Below are 24,756 nucleotides of genomic sequence, written 5' to 3' on the forward strand. Positions count from 1 at the left end.
CTCGGCGACGGTGACGTTCTCGTTCTCGATGTGATTCACGGTTGACCCCACTCGAAGCTCTGCGCCACATCGGACAGAAAATGCTCGAAGACCTGCCCGACCAGTTCGACGTCTCCGTCTTGCATCGGCGTCGAAAGGCACGCGGCGGCGCCGTTGGGCAGAATGATGCCCTCAGCTGCGAAGTAGCGCGTCATCTCGGTCATGATGGCGGCTTCGCTTGGCGACCAGAACGCCTCGCGGAAGTCGCGTGGCGGCCGGCGCTTCGGGTGGATGCGAAACAGCGATGCGGCTCCGGTGACGGAGAACGCGATTTGCCATCGCTCGATCGATTGCATCAGACGACTTCGGAGCAGATCGCCGAGTCTCTCCAGACGGGCAAAGGCTGCATGATCCAGATTCTGCATCGCGATCAGACCGGCCGTCATCGACATTGGGTTCGCCGAGAACGTCCCTCCTTGCGGCACGGCCGCCCTGCTCTGGCCAGCGTCGAACATGCTCATGACTGACGCCCGCCCGGCGATCGCACCGATCGGGAGGCCTCCGCCAATGATCTTGCCGAGCGTGTAGAGGTCTGGCTGCAGACCGTAGCGGGCCGACGCTCCAGCGAATCCCTGGCGGAAGTTCAGCACCTCATCGCTGATGATGAGGATGTTGTGAGCCCGGGCAGTCGACTGAATGGCCGCGACAAATTCGGGATCCGGAGCAATCAGGCCGGCGCGGCTCGGCATCGGATCGATCACGATGGCCGCCAGGCGATGAGCGTTGCGCTCGATCCGGTCCACCGCGCCTTGGACGTCGTTGAAGCGCAGCGGCACCACCTCATCCAATACCGAGGCCGGCTGGCCCTTGTAGTAGGCAACGGATTGAGGCTCGGCGGGTGTCCCCCAATTGCTGGGTCCGCTGGACTGGCTCACCTCGACCCAGTCATACGCACCGTGATAGGCGCCCTCGATCTTGGCGATGGCGGGCCGTCCGGTCCACGCGCGCGCCGCCTTGATGGCGAACATCACCGCTTCCGTGCCAGTGTTGCAGAAGCGGATGCGCTCGATCGCACCGACCCGCTCGCAGATCAATTCCGCCAGTTCGATCTCGCGTTCGGTTGGATTGGCGAAACACGTTCCGTCGCGCAGCTGCCGCTCGAGCGCCGACACGACGGGGCCGAACGCGTGACCATGGATCAGCGTGGTGAAATTGGCATTCAGATCGAGAAATTTCCGCCCGTCTGCATCGAAGACGTAGGCGCCTGAACCGTGGCTCACATAGCGCGGCAGCGGATCCCGTTCGATGGTAGCCCGGGTTGTGCCATCGGGAAAAACGCAACTCGCGCGCCGAAAGGCCTCTTTGGATCTGGGTCCCACCTGGGCGGGTCCGGTCTGCCTCGCAGAAGCCTGGGGCAGGGCTGATTGGACAGTCATCATGGTTCTCGCTTCGACTGAAGTGAGCCATGACTAGGCCGATTTGATATTTGATGCAACAAATTTGTTGCGGGAATGCTATTCGACGCGGGTGGCGAGCCTTCGGTATCCGTCGCGAATGTCCTTTTCGATCGCCGCCTGAACCCGGGCTGCATCCCGGCTTTCCAGGCCCGCGATGGCCTCCATGTGGTTGCTCACGCCCACTCTGGATGTCGCGAATTCCGGGTACAGGTCGTTCAGAGAGGGGCCGATACGGACCCACAGCGATTCGATCATGGTGGTCAGCCGCGGCATCTTCGCGGTCTGATAGATCAGAAAATGGAAGGCCTTGTTGGCCTTGAGGGCGGCAGAATAATTGCCCGCGTCGAGCGCCGAATTGATCTGGGATTGCAAGGTTTTGAGCTTGTCGATGGTCTCCGGCGAGATGTTGGCCGCGGCGATTTTTGCTGCCAAGGCTTCCAGCACCAGGCGTATCGCGGTGACCTCATCGAGCGCGGTCTTGGTCAGGGGCGGCACGATGACGGTCTTCGGACCCGCATTGACGAGGGCGCCTTCGCCAATCAGGCGCATGATGGCGTCTCGCGCCGGCGTGGTGCTGACTTCGAGCGCCTGGGCAACGGCGCGCACAGTCAGCTTTTGTCCAGCCGAGAACTCCCCTCGCACGATGGCCTCCTTGAGGGAGGCGTAGGCGAGTTCGCCAAGGCTGGTCTGTCGGTCGATCGGCACGAGAGGCATCTCGGCGGCCGATTTCAGGATGGGGTCGGTCAGGTCTGAGAACATGGCTGCACTCTGAGTGCAGCGGGCCCGGATTTCAAGCAGCGGCGGGCCATTTGGTGCATCATTCCCCGCATTTGAGGCTCAGATGATGCTCTCAATCGACCCGCAAACAGCTTCAGCCTGTCGCACGACAGGCTCTTGACATAACAAATTTGTTGTCTGATACATCAAAACGAGGGTGGTGGTACTATGGACAGTGAATTGAGGGGCGGGTTTCGCGTCGGTGTCGACATCGGCGGGACCTTCACCGACGTTAGCATCGTCGATGGTGTCGGTCATGTGCATGCAACCAAGTCGCCAAGCATGCCGGCCGATCCGGCCAAAGGTGTGGTTGCGGCGCTCGAGCGTGCGGCCTTGGAGCTCGGCCTGACGCTTCCGTTGTTGTTGTCACGGACCGACCTGTTCGTTCATGGTTCAACCATCGCGACCAATACCCTGCTTGAGAGAACGGGCGCGGTCGTGGGCCTGCTCGGCACCGAGGGATTTCGCGACACCATCGAGATCAGGAGGGGCTGGCGAGACAATCCCTGGGACCATCGTGAGCCCTGGCCAGATCCCATCGTGCCGCGGCACCGGCGATTGTCGGTGATCGAGCGGATGGACGCGGAGGGCAATGCCGTCATTCCGCTCGATCCGGCGTCCGTCCGCCGCGCGCTCGACAGGATGCTCTCGTTCGGCGTCGAGTCCGTCGCCATCTGTCTGCTTCACAGCTATCGCAATTCCGACCATGAGCACCGCTGCCGCGACATCGTCGCCGCGCACGCGCCGGAACTTTGGGTGACGCTGTCCAGCGAACTCGCCCCGGTCGTCGGTGAGTACGAGCGGGCTTCGACGTCGGTTATCAATGCCTATGTGGCGCCGCGCGTGGTCCCTTATCTTAACGGCCTCGAACGGGAGCTCAGGGCGATGGGCCTGCGCGCGCTGTTGGTGGTTCAGAGCAATGGCGGCGTCGTCTCGGTGGCTCAGATTGCCAGGCATCCGGTGGCCATGCTGCTGTCCGGTCCCGCCGCAGCCGCCGGTGCCCTCACCCATTTTCAGACAGAGGCCGATACGGATCATCTGATCTCGCTCGAGGTCGGCGGCACGAGCTGCGATGTGATGATGGTCAATGCCGGCGAGATCGGGATGACCGATCTTCTCGACATCGAACGTTTGCGCGTTGCGGTGCCATCGGTCGAAATCACGACCGTGAGTGCCGGCGGCGGTTCGATCGCCAGCGTTGACGAAGGAGGGCTGCTCTGTGTCGGCCCTCGCGGGGCGGGATCCAATCCGGGGCCGGCTTGCTACGAGCGCGGCGGCATGCATCCAACCGTGACGGATGCGCAGCTGCTGCTCGGCAGGCTGCGACCCGGAGCCCAAGGCGGCGGCGCGATCATTCTGAATCGCTGGCTCGCGGAGGAGGCAATCCGGACACAGATTGCCGAGCCGCTCGGGCTTCAGCCATATGAGGCCGCCGTTGGCATCATTCGGCTGGCCGAGCAGACGATGCTGCACGCGGTCGAGAACGTCAGCATCGAGAAGGGGCTCGATCCGCACCGCTTTACACTGGTTGCCGGTGGTGGAGCAGGCGCGCTGCATGCGAGCAGCATTGCGCGCCTGGCGCGCTGTCAGAACGTGTTCGTGCCGCGCCTGGCGGGAATCTTGTGCGCGTTCGGAATGTGCAACACCGACCTGCGCTGCGATCTGCAACGGAGCATTCCGATCGCGCTGGAGCAGCAACATCGCAGCATTCTCGACCGGCTGACGGCTACGCTCATCGGTCAGGCAACGGCTCTTCTGGAGACCGAAGGCTTTCCACCGGAGCGCCGGCGCTTCTTGACGCAGTGGCACCTGCGCTATTTCGGTCAGCAGTCGTCGATCCCGATCACCGTGCGGGACGACGAGCCGATCGCCGCGATCATCGAGCGGTTCGAAGCCGAGCACCGGCGCATGTTTGGTCATACGCAGCCGGATGGTCGCCATCAGGTCGTTTCCGTCAAGGTCAGCGGCTTCGGGCTTCTATCCCGGCTGCATGCTCAAGGGTCGAACGTCGCCAGCAGCCGCGGGAATGATCCCGTCGAGCGGCGCGAAATCTGGGTCGATGCCGAACATGACTGGAAAGAGGTCCCGGTATTCAAAGGGAGTGCGCTGGCGCCCCACCGGCTGGTCGACGGCCCGGCCATCGTCGAGGAAAGCACCACTACGATCCTCGTGGGCGCGCGCGATCGGCTCCGGGTGACCTCCGGCGGCAACTACATCATCGAGCTCCAATAGGGGAACGCCATGGATCCCGTCTTGCTCGCCCTGACGCAGAAGCAGCTCGATCATATCACCCGGCAGATGGGATGGGTGATGATGAAGACCGCGCGCAGTCCCATCTTCTCGCAGTCTCACGATTTTTCCTGCTTCATAGGCGACGCGGAGGGGGCCGTGGTGGCGCAGGCCGACGGCATCCCCATTCACACCGGGAGCGGCGGCTTCGCATTGCGCGCTCTGAAGCAGGCTTTTCGCGGAGATATCGCCGAGGGCGATGTCTTCCTGTCCAATGATCCTTATCTGGCGGGCAACAATCATCTGGCGGACTGGACGGTGATGCGGCCCGTCTTCGTCCAAGGTGAACTATTTGGCTTTTCCTGCAATCGCGCCCATCAGTCCGATGTCGGAGGAGGTGTCGCGGGCACCTATAATGCGGCCGCGCGTGAGATCTTCCACGAAGGCGTTCGCATCCCGCCATTGCGGATCGCGCAAAAGGAAGTCATCCGGGAGGATCTCCTGCGGTTGCTGCTCGCCAACACGCGCTGTCCCGACCTGCTCGTCGGCGATCTGCATGCCATGCTCGGATCGACGCGGATCGGTGCCGAGAGGCTGGCCTCGCTGGCCCGCGATCTCGGCAGCAGACAAGCGCAAAGGCTGTTTCCTGACCTGCTCGACTATGCAGAGCGTCGGATGCAGGCTGAGATCGAGCAGCTGCGGCCTGGCCGATACAGCGGCGTCGATGTCAGCGATCATGACTGCTTTGCGGCGGCCAACATTCGGATCGAGGTGTCGCTGACCGTCGAGCGCGAACGACTGGTCTTCGACTTCTCCGGTTGTTCGCCGCAGATCGCAGGCTTCAAGAACAGTCCCTTGGCCAATACCTCGTCGGCCGTCTATCTCGCGGTCGCGACGTTCCTGGACCAGTCCCTGCCCCGCAACGAGGGCGCCTACCGCGCGATCCAGATCATCGCTCCCGAAGGCACCGTCGTGAACGCAAGATCGCCTGCCCCCGTCGGCTTCACGACCACGCATCCGGCGCACGAGATCATTACCGCCTGCTGGCAGGCCTTGTCGGGCGCTGCGCCCGATCGCAGCTGCGCGGGGTGGGGCAAGTCGCTGCACCCCGTATCGGCCGGCTCGACGCGACAGGGCAACGTATTTGTTCTCTATCATTGGCTGGGCTACCCGGCCGCCGGTGCGGTCGCAGAACGCGACGGCTTCAACGTGCTCGGCACGGTCAACACCCTTGGCGGGCTCGTGCTGCCGAATGTCGAGGACCTCGAGCTCGCCTATCCCGTCGAGATCCGCCGCCAGGAGTTCCGCACCGATGGAGGAGGTCCTGGCCGGATGCGTGGCGGGACTGGAATTCACTACGAGGCCCGGCAGTTGGTGCCCACCGAGACCACATTTCGCGATGAGGCGAGCAGGCGGCCCTCCGGGGCCGGCGTGATGGGCGGACAGGCCGGGGCCGTCGCTTCGATCCGCTGCCGCGCGGCAGACGGCATGCTCGTTCAAACCCCGGCCTACGGCACGTTGCGCTGTGGTCCCATGGACATTTCGATCGAGTCAGCCGGCGGCGGCGGATGGGGCGATCCGGGAGAGCGGAATCCGGAAGCGGTGCGCCGCGATGTCGTCGACGAGCTTGTCAGCCTGGAGGCGGCCCGGACGATCTATCAGGTCGTGCTGTCATCCGACCTGTCGAAGGTCGACCACGCGGCGACGCTTCGCGAGCGGAGCAAGAGACGTTTCACCACGACCACCCTTGAGGAGATCGCCCAATGGGAGCATTCACGGCAAGAGCCTACGCCTGCAAACGACGAGCGATCCTCGCAGCGGCCGTCGCCGTACAGGTCGCACTAGGTTTTTCCCCAGTCTGGGGCCAGAGTCGTAACGAAACCGCGCGAGTGGTCTGGCCGTTCGAGACCAGCTCGCTCGATCCCGCGGGCGCCGGCGTGCAGCGATCGACCTGGGGCGTGTCCTGGCATGTCTACGATCGGCTGGTCACGTTCGCCCTGGATCAGCCGCGTGACAATGTCCAGCAATACAGGCTGGATCAGCCGCGCGGCGACATCGCGGAGCGCTGGGACATCTCCGAGGACGGCAAGGTCTATCGATTCCATCTTCGCAGCTCCGCGGCCTTCCATGACGGATCGCAAGTGACGGCCGAGGATGTCAAATGGTCGCTGCAACGTGCGATCAACCTGCCGACCACGCGCTTCGTGCTCAATCTGGGAGGTCTTGCCAGCGACGACCAGATCAAGGCCATCGACGCCAAGACCGTGGAGATCGCGCTCACCAAGCCGAATCGCTATCTGTTGCTTTCGCTCAGCACCCCGTTCGCACCCATTATCAATGCGAACCAGGTCAAGTCTCATGTCACCCCCAATGATCCCTGGGGCACCGAATGGCTGAAGGCGAACGAGGCGGGGAGCGGCGCCTATCAGGTCACGACGTTCCGGCCTGATCAGGTCGTCCTGCAACGTAACGACAAATGGCATGGCACGCCGCAACCGGCCATGCGGTGGGCGGTGTTCCAGACCGTGCCCGAAGATACGACCCGCGTGGCGCTGGTCGAGCGGCGTGCGGCCGATGTTGCCGTTGGTCTGACGCCGAATGCCATCGAGGGCGTCGAACGGCGAGCGCAAGCCAGGCTGTTGCTGATTCCCATGCCGAATCAGTTCGAGTTTCTGGTCATGAACACGCAGACCAAGCCATTCGACGACGTACGCGTGCGCCAGGCAATCGCCCACGCGATCCCGCAAGAGGACATCTTCCGGAGTGTATTCCTCAATCGGGGCAAACGACTGTTCGGCCCGCTCGAGCAGGCGCAGGGCACCAGCTTTCCGCAGCCTCAGTCGTTCGCCTATGATCCGGAGCTGGCGCGAAAGCTGTTGGCGGAGGCAGGGTACCCGAACGGCTTTGACACGACTTTGTCGCTATGCACCTGCAAGGCAGAATATTTCGAAAATCTCGCGGTGGCGCTCAAGGATCATCTTGCCCGAGCCGGCGTCCGCGTGACCATCGAGAAGCTGCCCGGGGCGCGTTTCGGCGAGCTGCAGACAGCAAAGCAGATGCCGGCCTATCTGGAGAACCAGGTCGCCTGGCTCAATCTTCCGGACTATTGGATCCGGATCTTCTATCGTGGAAATACACGTTCGAATTTCTCCGGCTACAACAATCCCGCGCTTGATCCGCTGCTGGCAAAGGCCGACGACGCCGGCAGCGATGCCGATTATGATGCCGCGATGAGCGAGATGATCGCGATCGTGAACCGCGATGTTCCGCTCCTGATGTTTCGACAGGCGGCTATGGAGGTCGTCATTGGCAAGGACATTGGCAACTACGCATACTGGTTTCACACGCTCCCAGATGTGCGGTCGATGATCAGGAACTGACACAAGACAAACGGCTCTTCGCCACCCGCGGCGAGGAGCCGGTGCTTCGCCATCCGACCGCGTCTGCGGGTCCTGTGATCGCTTTTGATTTGTTGACGCTGACGAGCCTGGTTGAAGAGTTGGAGCCCCGCGATGTTGACCTTCCTCGTGCGCCGCCTGCTTGCGGCGGTGCCCGCGATCTGCACCCTTGTTGTCGCGACGTTCCTCATCATGCGCGTTCTGCCCGGCGATCCAGCGGCCTTCTTCGCCTCGGGGCCGGTACCGACCGCGGAAGAGACCGCCTATGTCCGACAGAAGCTCGGACTCGATCGGACCGTTCCCGAGCAACTCCTGATCTATGTGAAGGATATCGCCCGGGCTGATCTTGGCATGTCGTTCACGACCGGACGTCCGGTTCTGACGGAGTTGCGCGAGCGCCTGCCGGCCTCGCTCGAGTTGGCGGTCACGGCGCTGCTGCTGGCGCTGGCAATATCGATTCCCCTCGGCGTCATGGCAGCGATATGGCGCGGCTCGCCGGTGGATCACCTCGCGCGCGTCGTCAGCAGCATCGGCGTGTCGATGCCGACTTTCGTCACCGGCCTGCTCCTCACCTATGTGTTCTTCCTCTGGCTCGGTCTGGCGCCTGAACCCGTCGACCGAATCGACATGTTCACCGCCCCGCCGCCGCGTCTGACAGGCTTTCTCCTGATCGACAGCAGCCTGAGCGGGCGTTGGGATGCGCTGCAATCGGCGGCTGGCAGGCTCGTGCTGCCGAGCATCACGATGGCGATCTTCGTGCTGTCGCCGCTGACGCGCATGACGCGATCCTCCATGCTGGGCGTGCTGAGTTCCGATTTCGTGCGTACGGCGCGCGCGATGGGGCTCAGCGACGTCACCGTCTATATCCGCTACGCGCTGCGTAACGCGCTGTTGCCGGTGTTGACGACGATGGGGATCGTGTTTTCGACGATGCTTGGCTCGAATGTGCTGGTCGAACGGGTGTTCGGCTGGCCAGGCATCGGCAGCTTCGCGCTCAATGCGCTGCTCGCATCCGATTATGCGCCGGTGCAAGGGTTCGTTCTGTTGATGGGACTGCTTCTCGTCACCGTCAATCTGGCGATTGATATCGCGTATGGACTTGCTGATCCACGCGCGCGCAGGGGGGCGTGATGCAGCCGTCATCTTCGATCGTCTCGCATGCGGCGCGGATCGTCACGCTGAACTGGTTGTCGGTTGCGGCCGTCGCGACCGTCACAATCCTGCTGCTGCTGGCTGTGTTCGGACCAATGCTGGCGCCGTTCGACCCGTATGCGACCGATCTCGGCCATGTGCTTCTGCCGCCGAGCCGGACCCATTGGTTCGGCACCGACCAGCTGGGACGCGACGTTCTGAGCAGAGTGATCGTTTCGGCGCGGCTCGATCTCTTCATCGCGGTGTGCGCGGTGACGGCGTCCTTCGCCATAGGCGTCAGCATCGGCGGACTGTCTGGCTATCTGGGCGGCGCCTTCGATCTCTGGACCAGCCGTATCGCCGAGATGCTCCAGGTCTTTCCGCTGTTCGTTCTGGCCATGGCGCTGGTGGCCGCGCTCGGCAACGATCTGCGCAACGTGATTCTGGCCACCGCGATCGTCAATCTTCCGTTCTATGTGCGGCTGGCGCGCGTGGAGGTTGGCGTGTTGAGCAGCCAGCTGTTTGTCGAGGCGGCGCGCGTCGCCGGAAACGGTGACGGGCGGATCATAGCACGCGTTCTGCTCCCGAATGTGATGCCGAACCTCATGATTCAGCTGTCCGTCAATCTTGGCTGGGCGATCCTCAATGCCGCAAGCCTGTCCTTCATCGGGCTTGGCATTCGGCCGCCGACGGCAGAATGGGGAATCATGGTCGCTGATGGCGCGGCTCAGGCCATGGCGGGCAATTGGTGGCTCGTCGTCTTTCCCGGCGTAGCGCTCGCTTTGGCGGTGTTCGCGTTCAATCTGCTGGGTGATGCCTTGAGGGACATCCTCGACGTTCGTAGCCGATAGAAGTCCGAGTGAGCAGGTCATGTTGAAAAGATCCGATCCCCCGCTGCTGAGCATCGATGGTCTGGCTGTCGAATTTGATACCCCGCATGGGCGCGTGCGTGCGCTCGATCACGTGTCGTTCGACATCGGAGCGGCCGAGATCGTCGGCATCGTCGGCGAAAGTGGATCGGGGAAATCTGTCACGGCCTACTCGATCCTCGGACTGCTTCCGCGACAGGCGCGGGTTCGATCGGGTTCTGTCACCTATCTCGGCCGGTCATTGCTCGGCCTGCGAGAGTCGGAGCTGAAAGCCATTCGTGGAAGCGAGATATCGATGGTGTTTCAGAGCCCGCAAACGGCTCTCAATCCGATCCGGCCGGTCGGAGCGCAGATCAGCGACGTCCTGAGGGCGCACAGCCCGCTGCGGGGCAGAGACGCCGACAGGAGGGCTGTCGAAGCCCTGGATGCGGTTCACATTCAAGCCGCTGAGCGTCGTGTCCACGCCTATCCATTCGAGATGTCCGGGGGAATGTGTCAGCGCAGCCTGATTGCCATGGCGCTTGCGTGCACGCCACGGCTGCTGCTTGCTGACGAGCCGACCACCGGCTTGGACGTCACCACCCAGAAGGCGATCATGGAACTGCTGGTGGAGTTGAACCGCTCTCGCGGCATGTCGACCATGTTCATCACCCATGATCTTGGCCTGGCCGCGCAATATTGTGACCGCGTCATCATCATGGAACGGGGACGGGTCGTCGAGCACGGTCCGACCGCGCAGATCTTCAGCCGACCGCAACATGTCTACACGCGTAAGCTGCTGAGTGCGACACCGCAGGGGCACGACAGACTGACGGACCTGATACCTGCCTCTGAGCGGCAGGACTTCGGGCCGGTCCGGCAGCGCTCGGAGGCGGCTCCTGCGCCAGGTCCTGTAAAGGAGCCCGTTCTCAGCGTCCAAGGGCTGACGCACGATTATGTGCTGCAAAAGCAGCCCCGCATTTTGTCGAACTTCATCCTACCTTGGCGCAGCCGCCCTAACGCCACCACGCCGGCGTTGTTTCGAGCGGTCGATGATCTCAGCTTCGAGGTGCACCACGGCGAATGTGTCGGACTTGTCGGCGAGTCGGGGTCCGGCAAGACCACAACGTCACGGCTGATCGCCAAACTGGTCAAGCCCTCGGCGGGTTCGATCAGGCTTCACGGTGAAGAGATCGCCGATGCCGACCCGCGGTCCTTTGCGAGGTCAGCCAAGCGGCGGCTGATTCAGATCGTGTTTCAGGATCCCGCCTCCAGCCTGGATCCGCGGCGGACCGCATTCGAAGCGATTGCCGATCCGCTGCTTCGTCTCGAACGGCTGAAGGGATCAGAGGAGCTCGAACGGCGCATCCACGGCATCTGCGACCTGGTCGAGTTTCCGAAGGAGCTGCTTGGCAGGTACCCACATCAACTCTCCGGCGGCCAGAAGGCCCGTGTCGGCATTGGCCGCGCCATTTCGGTCAATCCAGCGCTGGTCGTGCTCGACGAGCCGACCTCGGCCTTGGACGTATCAGTGCAGGCAGTTGTGCTTAACCAGCTGGACAAGTTGAAGCGGGCACTGGGCCTGTCCTATTTGTTCGTCAGTCATGATCTCAACATCGTCAGGCTGATGTGCGATCGCGTCATGGTCATGAAGGGGGGACAAATTGTCGAGCAGGCCACGGTCGCAGATTTGTTCAGCAGACCGCAACACGCCTATACCAAGGCGCTGCTCGACGCGATTCCGCGGATCGAATTCGGCGGCGCGCAGGCGCCGTTCTCCGGGTTTGAGAGAAGCCGCTTGAGTGCAGGCGCAGTCGCGGTGCCTCGGAACTAATACGGTGGTCACCATGCGTCACGCCTGGCTCTCGGCAAAAGGTTCAGCCTGGTAGACCAGATAGATCCCGGCGAGGATGAGGCCGGTTCCAGCGGCGAGTTGAGGCGACACGGCCTCGGCCAACAGGATCACGCCAGCGGCGGCCGCCGCGACCGGTCCCGCTGTGACGAAGATCGCGATCCTGGAAGCCGAGGCTCGTTCGATGGCCCAGGACCAGAGCAGCAGCACGCCAGCCCCTCCAATCGCCCCGCAGAACAGCACGGCGAGCCAATCTTTGACGGTAAGCAGTGGTATTCCGCGGGCAGCACCTTGCGCGAGCGTGAAAGCAAACAAGACGGCGAAGCCGCCGAGACAGGCGATCGGAGCAATCGTGTGGGCGGGATAACGCGCCAGCATGCGTGCAGCGCAGACGTTGAACAAGGCCAGCAACATAGTGGTGAGGAGCACGACCGCATCGCCACGATTGAGGGTCACTGGCGGCCCTGCACCGAGCTGTCCGGAGAGTCCGACTGCAACTCCAATCAACGCGCAGCAACAGCCCGCGACCCGGCGCAGGGTGCATCTTTCCTGCCCGAGCATGGCTGCGAATGTCAGGGTCAAGAGAGGGCTGGAGCAGATCACAAGCGCTCCCCGCGAGGCGGTGGTGTATTGCATGGCAATTGTCATCAGCCACGGACAGAGCCCCGCGACGACACCGCCAAGAGCAAGGATGGTTGCACAGTCCCGGGCCGGCGGACATTGCGATTTCCTGAGCAGCGGAGCGAGGCACACAGCCGCGATCGCACAGCGAAGAAGGGCGATGGCCAGCGGGTCGTGTTGCTGGACGATCAGGCGCGTCACTGCGAGTTGAGCGCCATTGGCGCAGCTCGCGACCGTAGCTGCGATTGCTGCTGCGGAGGTGGCACGAAGACCAAGCGGCAAGATGCCCGTCTGCCCAGGATCACCTTGCATCCGTCATCTCCTGGTCTGCCTCCGCACCCCGCGCCGACGTGAAGGACGTGATGTACGGGTGGTGACGAGCCTGGCTCACCGCCAGGTCTATTCCTGCGCCTGCGGAGAGCAGACCGCCGTGCCTTTGCCAGACGACATCTTTTCAGCCCGGCCTTATCTGACGCCCACGCGGGAGCCGATCAGCCTTCGCGTCCAGCCATGCCGGCCCCAATGTCATCCTAGTCGAAGAAAACGATTGTCACAGCTACCTGGAAAGGTAGGGGCTCTGGATGTAGCCGCATGTCTTATAAGAGGATGGTGGCATTCGGCGCGCCCGACGCGCCTACCCTGATTGCCTTTCGCCGCCTCGGTCCCGCGACCGGAACGTTGAGCCCGCGGTTGGTCTCCACCGCCAGCCATAATGCCTGCGAAGAGGTCTCCTTGATTTCAGACTTTGACAATTGATCACGGCTCTTCCAGCCTGATCACTGGCAACGGACGAGGCGCCGGATGATGGCCGTCCGTATGAAGTACATCTCCAGAGGGGCTCTTCCTGCATCGCAACCATGGTGACGACGACCGATTGTGACCGCCGCGGAGGTCCAGCCGGGAACTGCGACTGCCGCCCGACCGTCTGCGACGATGTCGTTGGCCAGTCGATGCGACGCAAGGCCCGGCGCGCAGCATACACCGACGCGCCGCATCGTCGCGTTGGAAACGCGGGATTTAACTCAAACGCACATCGCGGGAGTACCCGAAATCTACCCTGTTGCGTTCGATCAGTGTCAACTACGCAGTTTGGTAGCCCACGCGGCGAAGCCTGCGCTGCTAGCATTTGCAGTCGTTGATGAGAGATCCGCGACGTTTAAGGATAAGTGTGGAATGAGTGGATTCAACTGGCGGTCGTCCGAGTCTTACAAAAGCCTCGAAACAGCTGATGCCGTCGACTTCGCCTGGGAATGTCTACGCCGTAATCCAGACTATCGGCGAGATTACGCTGATATGCTTGCGAAAGAAAAGGACGGCCCGACCGGGCCGGCATTCCGGCAGCGATGGGGGCTTTCTTTTCGCTGCCGATCCGATGCGCCGATTTGATGCTCAGCCCGTATTCTGGGCGCCGGAAGCTCTGCCGAGTGTCCTGCGCCTCGCTCCTACCGCGCCGGGCTCGACTATTCCATTCTATCATCTCGATCTCCACGGATCGACCGACACCGAGCTTAGACGCGCGTCCGATGGCTGGCACGCCGTATTGAGGCTGGGCGGCGCGACGCACCGGCTGCTGCTTCCTCGCCTCCCGGCGAAAGGCGCAGCGGTGGCCGTCGAACTGCCGCTTGATCGTGATTTCGACTTGCAGACACGCGCCGCCCATCGGCTTTGGACGGCGTTGAGGAGAGGTTCAACCCGGTTGCCGGTTCAAGCCGGATCCATCCAGCAGCGCCGGCGTCTCGTCCTTGCGCTGCGAGCCTTGGACGGCCATGCCGAGGGCCAGAATTATCGGGCCATCGCGACGGTTCTATTTGGTCCTGAGCGTATTGCAGATCGCGGGTGGAAGACGCACGATCTGCGTAGCAGGACCATCCGGCTGGTTCAAACCGGCGAGAGCCTGATCCGAACCGGCTATCGAAATCTGCTGCGCAACCAACGGCGATCAGCATGATCGGCCAGCACCGACCTCACCTGCCGTCACCACGGACGAGGACCCTCGGCGGGGCATTTGATCCAGATCTTGTGAGATGTCCGCCGAAATCTGATGTCTGGAGATGCAAGGCTTCGGCGCCGCCGAGCGGAAGTGGCGGAAGACCACCAATCTCGGTAGCTCGCCAAGTGAAGAGCGCGGTGGCATGAGTGGCGTACGTAGTGGATCACGAAGGCTGCGTGGGACTCATCGCCCGGAATGTTGTTGCGTCGGACGACAGCCCGACTCCGCTCGGCAGGCGAGCGCGCCGCGCAACCGGTCGAAGCGATGCTCTGGCGCAACGTCGAACTTATTGATTACGGCCTGACGCAGATATTGTATTGATGTTAATACGACTGAGCGATATCGTCTGAGCTCGCAGACGGAGAGGGGCGGCGTCTGCGAGGTGCACGTCGATCCTTGCAGCCGGCAGGTCGTCGGCGGCCCTGCACCGACCGGCAATCTCGGGTTGGAGATCGGTGATGTCTCTTGAAGAAACATTACGGATATTGGCGACTGTCGATCCCGGTGGCCCGACATTCGATCGGCAAACCGTCGAAAGCAACCCCGATGCGGTGCTGGTTGCCCTTGGTCGCAGTTTCGAAGCACTTTCTGCTGAACTTGCATCTCTCCAGCAGCAGGATGATCACGCGGCTGCCAGCTGCGATACGCAATCGCACCTCTCTGTCGTGGTCGCGCCTGGCGTGGAGCGTATCGAAGCAGTGTTGAGCTCGCTTGCGCCCATTGAGCGCGCCATCATGACGATTCCGGCCAGGACGGTGGTCGGCCTGGGCGTCAAGGCCCGGCATGCTGCACATGTCCTATCCAACTACTGGATGGACACCCCCGAGAGCCTCGATTGGGATGCCCGGACCGTGCGTCACCTTATCGAAAATGCGTGCTCCGTTGCTGGAGTCAAGTTGAACTAGGCTGCGAACGGTCCCGTAGCTGCGTGTCGGTCGATTGCGGCTGGGGTGGCACAAGGGAGCGCATCCGGCAGACGAGGCGTCGATGCCGAGCAAGAAATTCCTGGGCCTCAGCGGCGGCGAGCAATAAGCGCTTGGGATTCGATGACTTCCAGGACATGGCCATCGGTTGCAAATGGCGCCATGGCCGTCATCATTTCCTCCGCGAGCTCACCTGAGCGGGCGCCCAGCTGTTCAGGCGAGGATGTCGACATCGACAATGCGCGATCGATCAGGCGCTCGACAGCGACCGATCGTTGCTCGATCACACCGAGTCTCGCGAGCTGATCAAAACGGGATCCGAGCAGAACCGGCTCGTGGCGCAAGCGTTCGGGCGCAAAGCCGATGCTCCTGTTGGTGAAACGATCGACAACATCCGAGTAGCGCTTGTACCAGCTGTTCTGCGGCACATCAGGACGAACGTCATTGAACAGCATGACCGCGCCATCCTCATCGATCAATGCGTCAAGCTTTCGCAGCGTCTCGGCCCGGTCCATCCAATGAAAGGCACGCCCAATAGCCACCGCGCGAAAGCGGCCGAGCTGTGGGCCGAGGCCATCTGAGCTGCCCTCAATCCAGTCAATCTCGACGCCTGCTGCGGTGGCGAGGGCGGAGGCGGCCTCGAGCATCGCTGGCTCCGGGTCGATCCCGATGACCTGCCCGACCAGAGGCGCGAATGCGATGCCGAGCCAACCCGGTCCACAACCGAGGTCCATCAGCCGGTGTTGTTTCGTCAGACGAAGGTGATCTGCGACGGCCCGTATCAGCGCGGGGGCATAATTCGGCCGTCCCGCCACATAGTGCGGGACCGTTGATTCAAAGCGGGGCAGGGAGGGCGAAGCTGGTGTGGGCGTCATCTGTCTCATTCAGGCGTGTAGAGGCGGATGTGTGATGACCCCCTTGGCAGGTTCGCCCACAACGAGGCTCGGATGATGACGTGGGGGAGCTGCTGCTCCCGGCTGCACCCGACGATCAGGGGGATAACGGCCTGTATGGGAATTGGCGCCTCCTGGCCCTAAAGGTCTTTCAACGGCATGCGAAGCTCGTAGGTTGCGGGTGGAGCCAGCAGCTCGAAATGTTGGATCGGCCGTCCGGCGCTGTCAAAATGAATGCGCACGACCTTCAACAGCGGTGCGCCGATCGCGACATTGAGTCTTGCAGCGACGATGGGGTCGGCGGCAGCTGCAGTGACAATCTGCTCGCCAGACGCGAAGGTGATGCCAAATCGCTGCAGAATGGCATAGAGCGACCCGCCTTCCATGTCGTCAGGACCAAATTGCCGTCCGATCGCCTCCGGAATGTAGGTCGTAACCTGCATGATTGGCCAGTCGTTCATGGTGCGGATTCGTACTGCTCGCTGGAAAAGGTCGTCTGCCCGAGCCTGAAAGTGCTCGCGTACGTGCCGAGGCGCTGGCTTGAACTCAAATTCCACGACATGAGCCCTCGTTGTGCGCACAATCTCACGATTGCGCGCTGCGAGGTCCATCATGGGAACGGTGAGAGGCTCTGGTCTTGCGAGCTCGCGGACGAACGTCCCGATTCCTTGACGCCGCTCGATCAGACCGAGTTCATCGAGCTTGTCCAGAGCTGCACGGATCGTCACGCGCGAAACGTTGAAGAGCGCAGCCAGCTCGGCCTCGGTGGGGAGTGCTTCGCCTGATGCATAGCGACGTTCTGCGATCTCATCCTGCAGAACCAGGAAGACTTGATGGTGAAGCGGGATATCGCGCCGCCGCCTCGCCAGCACCGCCGAGCCCTCTTTCGACGGGGTGGGCTGGTCTGACAGCTCCGTCTTCCGCCGTCGCTTTCTCGCGACAGAAGCAGAAATGCCCAATTGCTGCGGACGTCGCGGCACCACAGCCTAGCCTCGATGCCACAGTGCCGCGGGTGTGTTCATCGGGGGAAGCCCTCCAAGCTGCTATCTTGATGATAGCGTCTGGTGAGCCTTCTCAACGAATTTGTTGGTAAATGTCTGTGCGAGGTCGACCTGCACGCCACGCAATTGTGGGTCGACGGTCGACAAGACGCGAAATGCAATGCTTGCGCCCTCGGCGCTGAACCGGCCATCGGGCGAGAACATGTCTCGGGTCCCCCGGATGGACGTGAGAAAAACGTCCCGATTGGGCTGCGCCCACTCCTCCGGGAGCGCATCGGCAATGTCTTCGGCCGATGCGCGATCAATCCATTGCAGGGCACGCACCATGGCGAGAGCGACGGCTTCTACAGTCGCGGGATTCCGCTCGATGAAGTCCGAGCGAGCGTAGATCGTCCCGGACGGGTAGAGACCGCCAAAGATGCCGATCGTGCCTGCGTTGGTCCGGGTATCGGCGACCAGCTTGACGTCGCCTGCGAGCGTCAGCGCCGTCAGCGCCGGCTCTCCCGTGACGACCCCGTCGACGGCGCCGTTGCGGATTGCGGCCACGGCACCTGTCCCACCGCCCACGCTGACGAAGGAAATATCGGCCGGTGAGACCCCAGCTTGCAGAGCGATGTACTCGACCATGAACTGGGTCTGCGATCCCAGCGCTGTCACACCGATCTTCATGCCTCGCAGGCTGCTGGGATCGCGATAGTCCGACGCCTTGTCCGTTCGCAGCGCCAAGGCGAAGGTTGGATGCCTGCCGAACAGCACCACCCCGACGATCTTCTGACCCTTTGCGTGCATCTGAATCGTGTGGTCGAAGGCGCCGGCCGTAAGTTCGGCGCTGCCCGCCACAAGCGCCTGGAGCGCCTTGGATCCGCCGCTCACGTCGAGAATTTCCGGATCGATGCCGGCGTCCTTGAAAAAGCCGAGCCGTTCCGCAAGCGTCACGGGAGCATATTGGAGGAAGGTCCTCCCGCCTATCGTGATCCTGACCTTGCTCGGCTCGCCAGTGGTGCCGGCCCAGACCAGGCTTGGCGAACCACATAACGCCAATAGCGGAAACCCCAGAAACTCACGTCGCTGCAACACTGGCCGGGTCTCGCGAGATTTTCAGGAAGGATGTGTGCGGCAGGTGGCTCGATCTCACCATCCCGAACGCTGTGAACCATACGAATCATTATTCCCCTGGGCAAGGCAAAAGCTCGCCGAGGTTGCACACGTTCGTTGCACGTGCAGCGATTATAGTCACAATATGCGACTAAAAATGTCGGTATTCGAGCAAGGGAGCAAGACTGCTCACCGCTGCGCACCGAGATCACTGGTCTCGGCCATTCTCGGACAAGCCGTCGAACTCGGCATGTTTCTGTTTGACGACACTCGGAAGGCCCTCTCGGCGGCGTCAGGAACGTCTTCTCCGCCCTCAATCATGCCCGCGGATCAGTCCCGGGCGATGTGACGGCGCTCGCCGGCATCACCGACGAGGTGGTTGCTTAGCGGCGGATCGACGCGGATACGATGTCGGCGTTTGTCGTCGGCGCCGTGATCGTCTTATCGCCCGCAATATCTGCTTTGGCTGAAATTCGTAGAACGATGCTGGCCGATCTTCGAAGGCATGGCGCCGGCCTCCACCGTGAGGAGCTCGAGTTGGGCAGGCAGGGTCACCGGGCACTATTAAAGGGCACGATGGTTGCCCGAATCCTGCTACGCCGGTGTCTGCCAGGCGACCCCTTGACAGGAGGTAGCCTTTCTCAGCTGTGCGATCGACCGGCGCAGTGTTGTAAATGCTGCAGACGCCGGCTGCCTTTACGCGCCTTTCCAGGTGGACCCATTTGCGGGGAGATCTGAGCGTCTCGACAAGCTCGCGACTGGGAGGTTATTGCGCGCATACACCGGCCTTCTTCTCGCTACGGCATCGGCTGCTGCCATCGAGATCAGCGAAAGATGGCAAGGCCGCTATCGAGTCTAATATTGATCGGAGATGGCAGGAGCCATCGGCACGCTCCCGTTCGCGCGGCCTGTTAGGCAGTCGCGACCAGGAATGTCCGACGAAAAGCATGGCGCTCGAGGAAAACGAATTAAAGTTTCGCTTAGGAGAAATGTGCGCTGGGCGGATGATATTGAACAATCAGTGAAAAACGATCATGCGCTCCAGAATGCCCTCGCGGCGGGGTGTGTCTCTCAGCGAAAACGCGCATTCGGCGGGACTGATTCGGCCGGACATTGCGCGCGGTATGAGGTGTGGGACGCTTTTGAAATGCTCGAAGTTGCATGACCGATGATCGAAGCCGGGTGTCGGCGAGACTTGCGCAGGCGTTTGTGCTCGCTATCCTAGAATGCTGAGCAGCGGTCTATTTTCTCAGTTGTGGTCCCCGCGCCCAGCAGCCCGCATTTTGTGAAAAGTTGTCAGATCGCGTTGATCGCGGAAAACGAATGACGTCTGTTGTCCTTGGAATTGGAAGCAGGCTGCGGGGGCAGACATGTTCAATTATTCGAGACAGTGCAATCGAGTCCCGAGCGCGCGCAGATATTTGCCGAGCCCTGCGCTCGCTGCAGCGGCTAGTATTTTTTCGGCCTCAGTTTCAACCTTAGGTTTCGCCGGTGGAATGTCTCTGCCTGGAAATTTCTCCGTCGGCCAGACAGGATCGGCGACCTACTCCATTCCAATCGCCCTGCCGCCCGGAACGGCGGGCATGGCCCCCTCCTTGTCGATGGACTATGTGAGCAGCCAGGGGACTAATGGACTGCTCGGTATAGGGTGGTCGCTGGGTGGGCTGCCCGCCATCGGACGTTGTCCGCGAACGCCCGCCCAAGACGGCGTCCTTGGTGCTGTCAGCTACGATGCCAACGACCGATTTTGCATGGATGGCGAAAGGCTCGTCGCAATCAGCGGTGCCTATGGTGCCGACGGGACCGAGTATCGCACCGAAATAGAGAGCTATAACAAGATCATTTCGCACGGAACCGCAGGCGCAGGACCGGCGTGGTTTGAGGTCTATTCGAAGTCCGGGCAGGTCATGGAGTTCGGCCGTACTGCGGATTCGCTCGTTCTCGCGCAGGGCAAGGCCACCGCGAGGTCGTGGGCCGTCAACAAGATCAGTGACAGCAAAACGAACTATTTCACGGTCACTTACGCGAATGATAGCGCGACCGGGCAGGCCTATCCAAGCCGGATCGACTACACCGGGAATGTGGCGGCAAACGTCGCTCCCTACAATTCAGTGCAGTTCACCTATGCAAACCGCCCCGACGTGATCGTGAGTTATCAGGGTGGATCTGTGGTGAAAACGACGGTTCGGCTCACCAATGTGAAGACGTTCGCCGGCCCCTCTCTCGTTGCGGACTATCGCGTGTCATATCAGCAGAGTGATTCGACCAAGCGCAGCGAGGTCGCCTCCGTTGTTGTCTGTGCGGCCGACGGAGCTTGTCTTCCGTCAACCAGCTTCGTCTGGCAGTCGGGTGCCGGCAGCGGCACGTTCTCCGGGCAGACCCAGACCTTGCCTAACGGCTGGAAGTTCAGCGCCAATGGCAAGTACATCCCGATCACGGGCGATTTCAACGGCGATGGCCGGACGGATTACCTGCTGATCGATAGCAACGGCTACCCCTATCAGTATGTCTTCCTCAACAATGGTGACGGCACCTTCACGGGTCAGACCCAGACGCTTCCGAACGGCTGGCTGTTCCAGATCAACGGCAACACGCCGAACGTGAATACGCCGATCGTCGGTGACTTCAATGGGGACGGAAAGACCGACTATCTGTTGATCGATGCCAACGGCTATCCCTATCAATATGTCTTCATCAGCAACGGCAACGGGACGTTCACGGGGCTAACTCAGGCCCTGCCGAACGGCTGGACGTTTGCTGCAAACTACAGGTTCACGCCGATCGTCGGCGACTTCGACGGTGATGGTCGGACCGACTACCTGATGATCGATGGCAACGGCTATCCCTACCAGTACGTGTTCATGAACAATGGCAATGGCACGTTCCGTGGAATCACCGAGACGCTGCCGAACGGCTGGGATTTCCCCAACAACAGCAATACGCCAAACATGAACGCCCCGATCACCGGAGATTTCAACGGTGACGGGAAGATGGATTATCTTCTGATCGACACCAATGGCTATCCCTATCAGTACGTCTTCATTGGCAATGGAGACGGCACGTTCACGGGGCAGACTCAGACTCTGCCGAACGGCTGGAAGTTCAACATCAACAAGAACACGCCGAACGCCAATATGCCGATCGTCGGAGACTTCAATGGCGATGGCAGGCTCGATTATCTGCTGATCGACGCCAATGGCTACCCCTACCAATACGTCTTCTTCAACAATGGGGATGGCACCTTTACCGGTCAGACCCAGACGCTGCCAGCCGGCTGGACGTTCAAGGCGAGCCAGCCCTATCTGCCGATACCCGGCGATTTCAACGGTGACGGCAGGACCGACTATGTCGTGATCGATTGCGGTGGCTATCCTTATCAGTACCTGTTCATGAACAACGGGGACGGCACCTTCTCGGGACAGGTCCAAACGCTTCCCAACGGCTGGAACTTCCCGATCAATGCGAATACGCCGAACGTCAACTTCCCGATTGCGGGTGATTTCAACGGCGACGGCAAGGTCGACTACCTCCTGGTCGATGCCAACGGATATCCGTACCAGTATGTGTTCACTGGCAACGGCTTGATCGGCGATCTACTGCTGGCGGTGAGCACGGGTCTGGGGACGACGACGTCGATTTCGTACCTGCCGCTGACCAACGCGAATGTCTATACGCGGGACAATACAGCCTCATATCCCGTGCAGGATCTGCAGATGCCGCTGTACGTCGTCTCGCGTGTCGACGTGTCCAACGGTGTGGGAGGCACCTACAGTTCGACATACAGCTACGTCGGCGCCAAGGCGGAGATTACAAGCCGCGGCATGCTGGGCTTCCGCCAGATGACGGTGAAGGACCTTCAGACGGGGATCGCGGACACGACGAACTTCCGGCAGGACTTTCCCTATATCGGCATGGTGGCATCGTCCACGCGGACCCTGGGCACGCAGACGCTGGGGCAGTCGACCAACACCTACCAGTTCAGCAATGCGGCGGGAACGTCGACCATCAGCCCGTCGAGTGCGCCTTACCGGGTGTCGCTGGCGCAGAACGTATCGAGCGGGACGGATCTCGACGGCTCGGCGCTGCCGACGGTGACCACGGCGAACCAGTACGACGCCTACGGCAACGCGACGCGGGTCACCGTGTCGACGCCGGACGGCTACAGCAAGACGACGGTCAACACCTACAGCAACGACCCGTCGCTCTGGTACCTCGGGCGTCTGACCCGGGCATCTGTCACCAGCGTCGCGCCATAGCGGCACGGCAGTGAGAGGTTTTTGGCGTGGGCTCGTCCGCGCCACGGGGAGACTCTGTGTCCTGCGTTGGGCCGGTCAGGGGCTGACCGGCCGGTTTCGGCAGCATCAATCGGCGACTTGGGGGGCTTGGCGCCATGACGATCTCGATCAGAACCGTACTGCCGCAGCTTGCGGCCGTGATCGCGCTGACGCTGGCGGCGCCGGCGTGGGCGGCGAGCAGCATCACGCGAACGTCGTCGTTCGCCTATGATGCGGCCTCTGGCTTGCTGATCCAGGAGGTGGTCGAGCCGGACAATCCGGCGCTGCGGCTGCAGACCGACTATGTCTACGACGCGTTCGGCCACAAGCAGTCGGTGACGGTCAGCGGCGCCGACATCGTGAGCCGCTCGAGCTCAGGCACCTATGACGCGCGCGGGCAGTTCGCGACCTCCAACAGCAATGCCCTGGGGCAGAGCGAGAGCTTCCAATATGATCCACGGTTCGGCCAGCCGATCAGCCATACCGGGCCGAACGGACTGACCACGTCGTGGAGCTACGATTCGTTCGGACGCAAGATCCAGGAGACCAGGCCGGACGGCGCGATCACGCGCTGGAGCTACCAGTTCTGCAGCGGCATCAATGGAGGCACCGCGACTTGTCTCTCCGGCGCGAGCTATCTGACCCAGGAGACGTCCTACGCATCCGACGGCACGACGGTGATCGCGCCGACGGCGACCGTGTACTTCGATGCGCTCGAGCGCGAGATCGGCCGCCGCACCCGAGGCTTTGACGGCAGCGTCGTGCAGGCCACCAAGAGCTACGACGCAATGAGCCGGGTCACCCAGGCCAGCCGGCCGTATTTCGCGACCGGCGGCACGCCTCGCTATACGACGTTCTCCTACGATACGCTGGGACGGGTGGTCTCGACGACGCAGCCGGACGGCAGCATGTCGCAGATGGCCTATCACGGGCTGACCACGGTCGAGACCAACCCGCTCGGCCAGACCCGGACGACCGTCAAGAACAGCCAGAGCCAGATCGCGTCGGTGACCGACGCGATGGGCAAGACGCTGACTGCGGTCTATGACGCCGTCGGCAACATGGTGCAGACCACCGATCCCGACGGCAACGTCGTCACCGCGACCTACGATCTGCGCGGCCGCAAGGTCGCAAGCTCCGATCCGGATCTGGGCATCTGGACCTATACGTACAATACGTTGGGGCAGTTGGTCACCCAGGCCGATGCCAAGGGGCAGGTCGTCAGCCTGAGCTACGACGTCCTCGGTCGCATGGTGCAGCGGGTCGAGCCGGACATGACCTCGGTCTGGACCTACGACACCGCGGCCAACGGCATCGGCAAGCTGGCGTCGACCAGCATCACCGCGGGTTCCGGCAGCGGCGTTACCCGCAGCATCAGCTATGACAGCCTCGGCCGTCCGCTGCAGGTCGCGACCACCATCGATGGCGCGACCTATACGATGGGCGCGACCTACGACGCCAACAGCCGGTTGACCAAGGTCAGCTATCCCTCCGGCTTCACCGCGCGCTACGGTTACAACAATCTCGGTTTCGCCAACCAGCTGCAGGACGACGCCACCAGCCAGTCGTTCTGGACCGCCTATGCGATGGATGCCGAGGGGCATCTCACCCAGCAGGTCGCCGGCAACGGCCTCAGCACCATCAGGGGCTTCGATCCTCTGACGGGTCGGCTGACCAGCATCGCCACCGGCACCAACGGCGCTGTGCAGAACCAGACGTTTGGCTATGACCGGCTCGGCAACCTGACCTCGCGCAGCGACGCCAACACCCATGTCAGCGAGACCTTCGCCTATGACGCGCTGAGCCGGCTGACGTCCTCGACGACCAACGTCGACACGACGCCGCTGGTCAAGACGTTCTCCTACAGCGCGATTGGCAACATCCTGACGAAATCGGATGTCGGCAGCTACACCTATCCAGCGGCGGGCCAGCCGCGGCCGCATGCCGTCACCGGCATCTCCGGCACCATCACCGCCAGCTTCACCTACGACGCCAACGGCAACCAGACCTCCGGGCTCGGCCGCAGCATCGTCTACACCTCCTACAACAAGCCGGCGAGCATCACGCAAGGCAGCCGCACGATCTCCTTCGTCGACGATACCGACCACCAGCGCGTCAAGCAGGTGACCCCGGAGGGCACCACGCTCTACATCGCCGCCTTCGGCGTCGCGGCCGAGGTGCAGAACCCCGGCACCGTGACGCAGAAATGGACCGACTATCTGATGGTCGGCAACGCCCGCGTCGGCATGCGCGTGGCGCAGACGTCGGGCGGCAGCACGACGGTCACC

The 24,756-nt window shown here is 62.2% G+C and carries 17 protein-coding genes and 1 pseudogene; 12 read left to right on the forward strand and 6 right to left on the reverse strand.

From position 1 onward, the window contains the following. Positions 1-35 precede the first annotated feature (35 nt). The gene (locus BRAO375_RS27060) at positions 36-1,415 is read right to left on the reverse strand and encodes an aspartate aminotransferase family protein (RefSeq protein WP_009030616.1); all 1,380 of its coding nucleotides are present in this window, start codon (positions 1,413-1,415) and stop codon (positions 36-38) included. Positions 1,416-1,493: 78 nt separating this feature from the next. Continuing rightward, on the reverse strand, positions 1,494-2,195 hold the full coding sequence (locus BRAO375_RS27065) for a GntR family transcriptional regulator (protein WP_009030617.1): 702 nt from the start codon (positions 2,193-2,195) through the stop codon (positions 1,494-1,496). Positions 2,196-2,381: 186 nt separating this feature from the next. On the opposite strand from BRAO375_RS27065, the gene BRAO375_RS27070 reads away from it, so the two are divergent. From BRAO375_RS27070 to BRAO375_RS27095, 6 genes are all read left to right on the forward strand, one after another. Further along, a complete protein-coding gene (locus tag BRAO375_RS27070; protein WP_009030618.1) occupies positions 2,382-4,445 on the forward strand; it encodes a hydantoinase/oxoprolinase family protein in 2,064 nt (687 codons plus the stop codon). 9 nt (positions 4,446-4,454) lie between these two features. Further along, entirely contained in the window at positions 4,455-6,287 is a 1,833-nt protein-coding gene (locus tag BRAO375_RS27075) for a hydantoinase B/oxoprolinase family protein (protein WP_009030619.1), read from the forward strand. Between the two features lie 44 nt (positions 6,288-6,331). Beyond that, positions 6,332-7,822 (forward strand): ABC transporter substrate-binding protein, encoded by a 1,491-nt coding sequence (locus tag BRAO375_RS27080; protein ID WP_009030620.1) that lies wholly within the window; start codon positions 6,332-6,334, stop codon positions 7,820-7,822. A gap of 132 nt (positions 7,823-7,954) precedes the next feature. Then, positions 7,955-8,971, forward strand: a complete 1,017-nt coding sequence (locus BRAO375_RS27085) for an ABC transporter permease (protein WP_009030621.1) — start codon at positions 7,955-7,957, stop codon at positions 8,969-8,971. Continuing rightward, positions 8,971-9,822, forward strand: coding sequence for an ABC transporter permease (locus BRAO375_RS27090; protein ID WP_009030622.1), 852 nt, complete (start codon positions 8,971-8,973; stop codon positions 9,820-9,822). The genes BRAO375_RS27085 and BRAO375_RS27090 overlap by 1 nt, the downstream gene beginning before the upstream one ends. 19 nt (positions 9,823-9,841) lie before the next feature. Further along, positions 9,842-11,653, forward strand: a complete 1,812-nt coding sequence (locus tag BRAO375_RS27095) for a dipeptide ABC transporter ATP-binding protein (RefSeq protein WP_009030623.1) — start codon at positions 9,842-9,844, stop codon at positions 11,651-11,653. Between the two features lie 18 nt (positions 11,654-11,671). Here BRAO375_RS27095 and BRAO375_RS27100 read toward each other — a convergent pair whose 3' ends face one another. After that, the gene (locus BRAO375_RS27100; protein ID WP_009030624.1) at positions 11,672-12,604 is read right to left on the reverse strand and encodes a DMT family transporter; all 933 of its coding nucleotides are present in this window, start codon (positions 12,602-12,604) and stop codon (positions 11,672-11,674) included. 861 nt (positions 12,605-13,465) lie between these two features. Here BRAO375_RS27100 and BRAO375_RS38730 point away from each other — a divergent pair. The 3 genes from BRAO375_RS38730 to BRAO375_RS27110 all read left to right on the forward strand — a co-directional run bounded on the left by BRAO375_RS38730 (position 13,466) and on the right by BRAO375_RS27110 (position 15,187). Further along, positions 13,466-13,678, forward strand: a complete 213-nt coding sequence (locus BRAO375_RS38730; RefSeq protein ID WP_083842546.1) for a transcriptional regulator domain-containing protein — start codon at positions 13,466-13,468, stop codon at positions 13,676-13,678. Continuing rightward, positions 13,665-14,240 (forward strand): DUF2285 domain-containing protein, encoded by a 576-nt coding sequence (locus BRAO375_RS27105; protein ID WP_035642507.1) that lies wholly within the window; start codon positions 13,665-13,667, stop codon positions 14,238-14,240. Before BRAO375_RS38730 ends, BRAO375_RS27105 begins: the two co-directional genes overlap by 14 nt. A 500-nt stretch (positions 14,241-14,740) precedes the next feature. Continuing rightward, the gene (locus BRAO375_RS27110; RefSeq protein WP_035642493.1) at positions 14,741-15,187 is read left to right on the forward strand and encodes a hypothetical protein; all 447 of its coding nucleotides are present in this window, start codon (positions 14,741-14,743) and stop codon (positions 15,185-15,187) included. 107 nt (positions 15,188-15,294) lie between these two features. Here the strand turns inward: BRAO375_RS27110 and BRAO375_RS27115 are convergent, their stop codons facing one another. The 3 genes from BRAO375_RS27115 to BRAO375_RS27125 all read right to left on the reverse strand — a co-directional run bounded on the left by BRAO375_RS27115 (position 15,295) and on the right by BRAO375_RS27125 (position 18,176). Then, the gene (locus tag BRAO375_RS27115; RefSeq protein WP_035642495.1) at positions 15,295-16,080 is read right to left on the reverse strand and encodes a class I SAM-dependent methyltransferase; all 786 of its coding nucleotides are present in this window, start codon (positions 16,078-16,080) and stop codon (positions 15,295-15,297) included. Positions 16,081-16,238: 158 nt separating this feature from the next. Then, a complete protein-coding gene (locus BRAO375_RS27120) occupies positions 16,239-17,081 on the reverse strand; it encodes a GntR family transcriptional regulator (RefSeq protein WP_064742422.1) in 843 nt (280 codons plus the stop codon). Between the two features lie 60 nt (positions 17,082-17,141). Next, positions 17,142-18,176, reverse strand: a complete 1,035-nt coding sequence (locus BRAO375_RS27125) for an ABC transporter substrate-binding protein (protein WP_035642498.1) — start codon at positions 18,174-18,176, stop codon at positions 17,142-17,144. Between the two features lie 949 nt (positions 18,177-19,125). On the opposite strand from BRAO375_RS27125, the gene BRAO375_RS37675 reads away from it, so the two are divergent. From BRAO375_RS37675 to BRAO375_RS27135, 3 genes and pseudogenes are all read left to right on the forward strand, one after another. Continuing rightward, positions 19,126-19,359, forward strand: coding sequence for a hypothetical protein (locus tag BRAO375_RS37675; protein WP_139031481.1), 234 nt, complete (start codon positions 19,126-19,128; stop codon positions 19,357-19,359). Positions 19,360-19,690: 331 nt separating this feature from the next. After that, positions 19,691-22,450, forward strand: coding sequence for an FG-GAP-like repeat-containing protein (locus tag BRAO375_RS27130; protein ID WP_035642500.1), 2,760 nt, complete (start codon positions 19,691-19,693; stop codon positions 22,448-22,450). A gap of 134 nt (positions 22,451-22,584) precedes the next feature. Next, positions 22,585-24,756: pseudogene (locus BRAO375_RS27135) on the forward strand (RHS repeat protein); the annotation flags it as partial.

The sequence above is a fragment of the Bradyrhizobium sp. ORS 375 genome (genome assembly GCF_000239775.1).
Lineage (GTDB): Bacteria > Pseudomonadota > Alphaproteobacteria > Rhizobiales > Xanthobacteraceae > Bradyrhizobium.

Coding starts and splice junctions, on each gene's coding strand:
- BRAO375_RS27100 (WP_009030624.1), bottom strand. CDS start 12,604: ATGCAAGGTGATCCTGGGCAGACGGGCATCTTGCCGCTTGGTCTTCGT.
- BRAO375_RS27085 (WP_009030621.1), top strand. CDS start 7,955: ATGTTGACCTTCCTCGTGCGCCGCCTGCTTGCGGCGGTGCCCGCGATC.
- BRAO375_RS27130 (WP_035642500.1), top strand. CDS start 19,691: ATGTCTCTGCCTGGAAATTTCTCCGTCGGCCAGACAGGATCGGCGACC.
- BRAO375_RS37675 (WP_139031481.1), top strand. CDS start 19,126: ATGTCCGACGAAAAGCATGGCGCTCGAGGAAAACGAATTAAAGTTTCG.
- BRAO375_RS27115 (WP_035642495.1), bottom strand. CDS start 16,080: ATGACGCCCACACCAGCTTCGCCCTCCCTGCCCCGCTTTGAATCAACG.
- BRAO375_RS27105 (WP_035642507.1), top strand. CDS start 13,665: ATGCGCCGATTTGATGCTCAGCCCGTATTCTGGGCGCCGGAAGCTCTG.
- BRAO375_RS27095 (WP_009030623.1), top strand. CDS start 9,842: ATGTTGAAAAGATCCGATCCCCCGCTGCTGAGCATCGATGGTCTGGCT.
- BRAO375_RS38730 (WP_083842546.1), top strand. CDS start 13,466: ATGAGTGGATTCAACTGGCGGTCGTCCGAGTCTTACAAAAGCCTCGAA.
- BRAO375_RS27090 (WP_009030622.1), top strand. CDS start 8,971: ATGCAGCCGTCATCTTCGATCGTCTCGCATGCGGCGCGGATCGTCACG.
- BRAO375_RS27065 (WP_009030617.1), bottom strand. CDS start 2,195: ATGTTCTCAGACCTGACCGACCCCATCCTGAAATCGGCCGCCGAGATG.
- BRAO375_RS27070 (WP_009030618.1), top strand. CDS start 2,382: ATGGACAGTGAATTGAGGGGCGGGTTTCGCGTCGGTGTCGACATCGGC.
- BRAO375_RS27075 (WP_009030619.1), top strand. CDS start 4,455: ATGGATCCCGTCTTGCTCGCCCTGACGCAGAAGCAGCTCGATCATATC.
- BRAO375_RS27060 (WP_009030616.1), bottom strand. CDS start 1,415: ATGACTGTCCAATCAGCCCTGCCCCAGGCTTCTGCGAGGCAGACCGGA.
- BRAO375_RS27110 (WP_035642493.1), top strand. CDS start 14,741: ATGTCTCTTGAAGAAACATTACGGATATTGGCGACTGTCGATCCCGGT.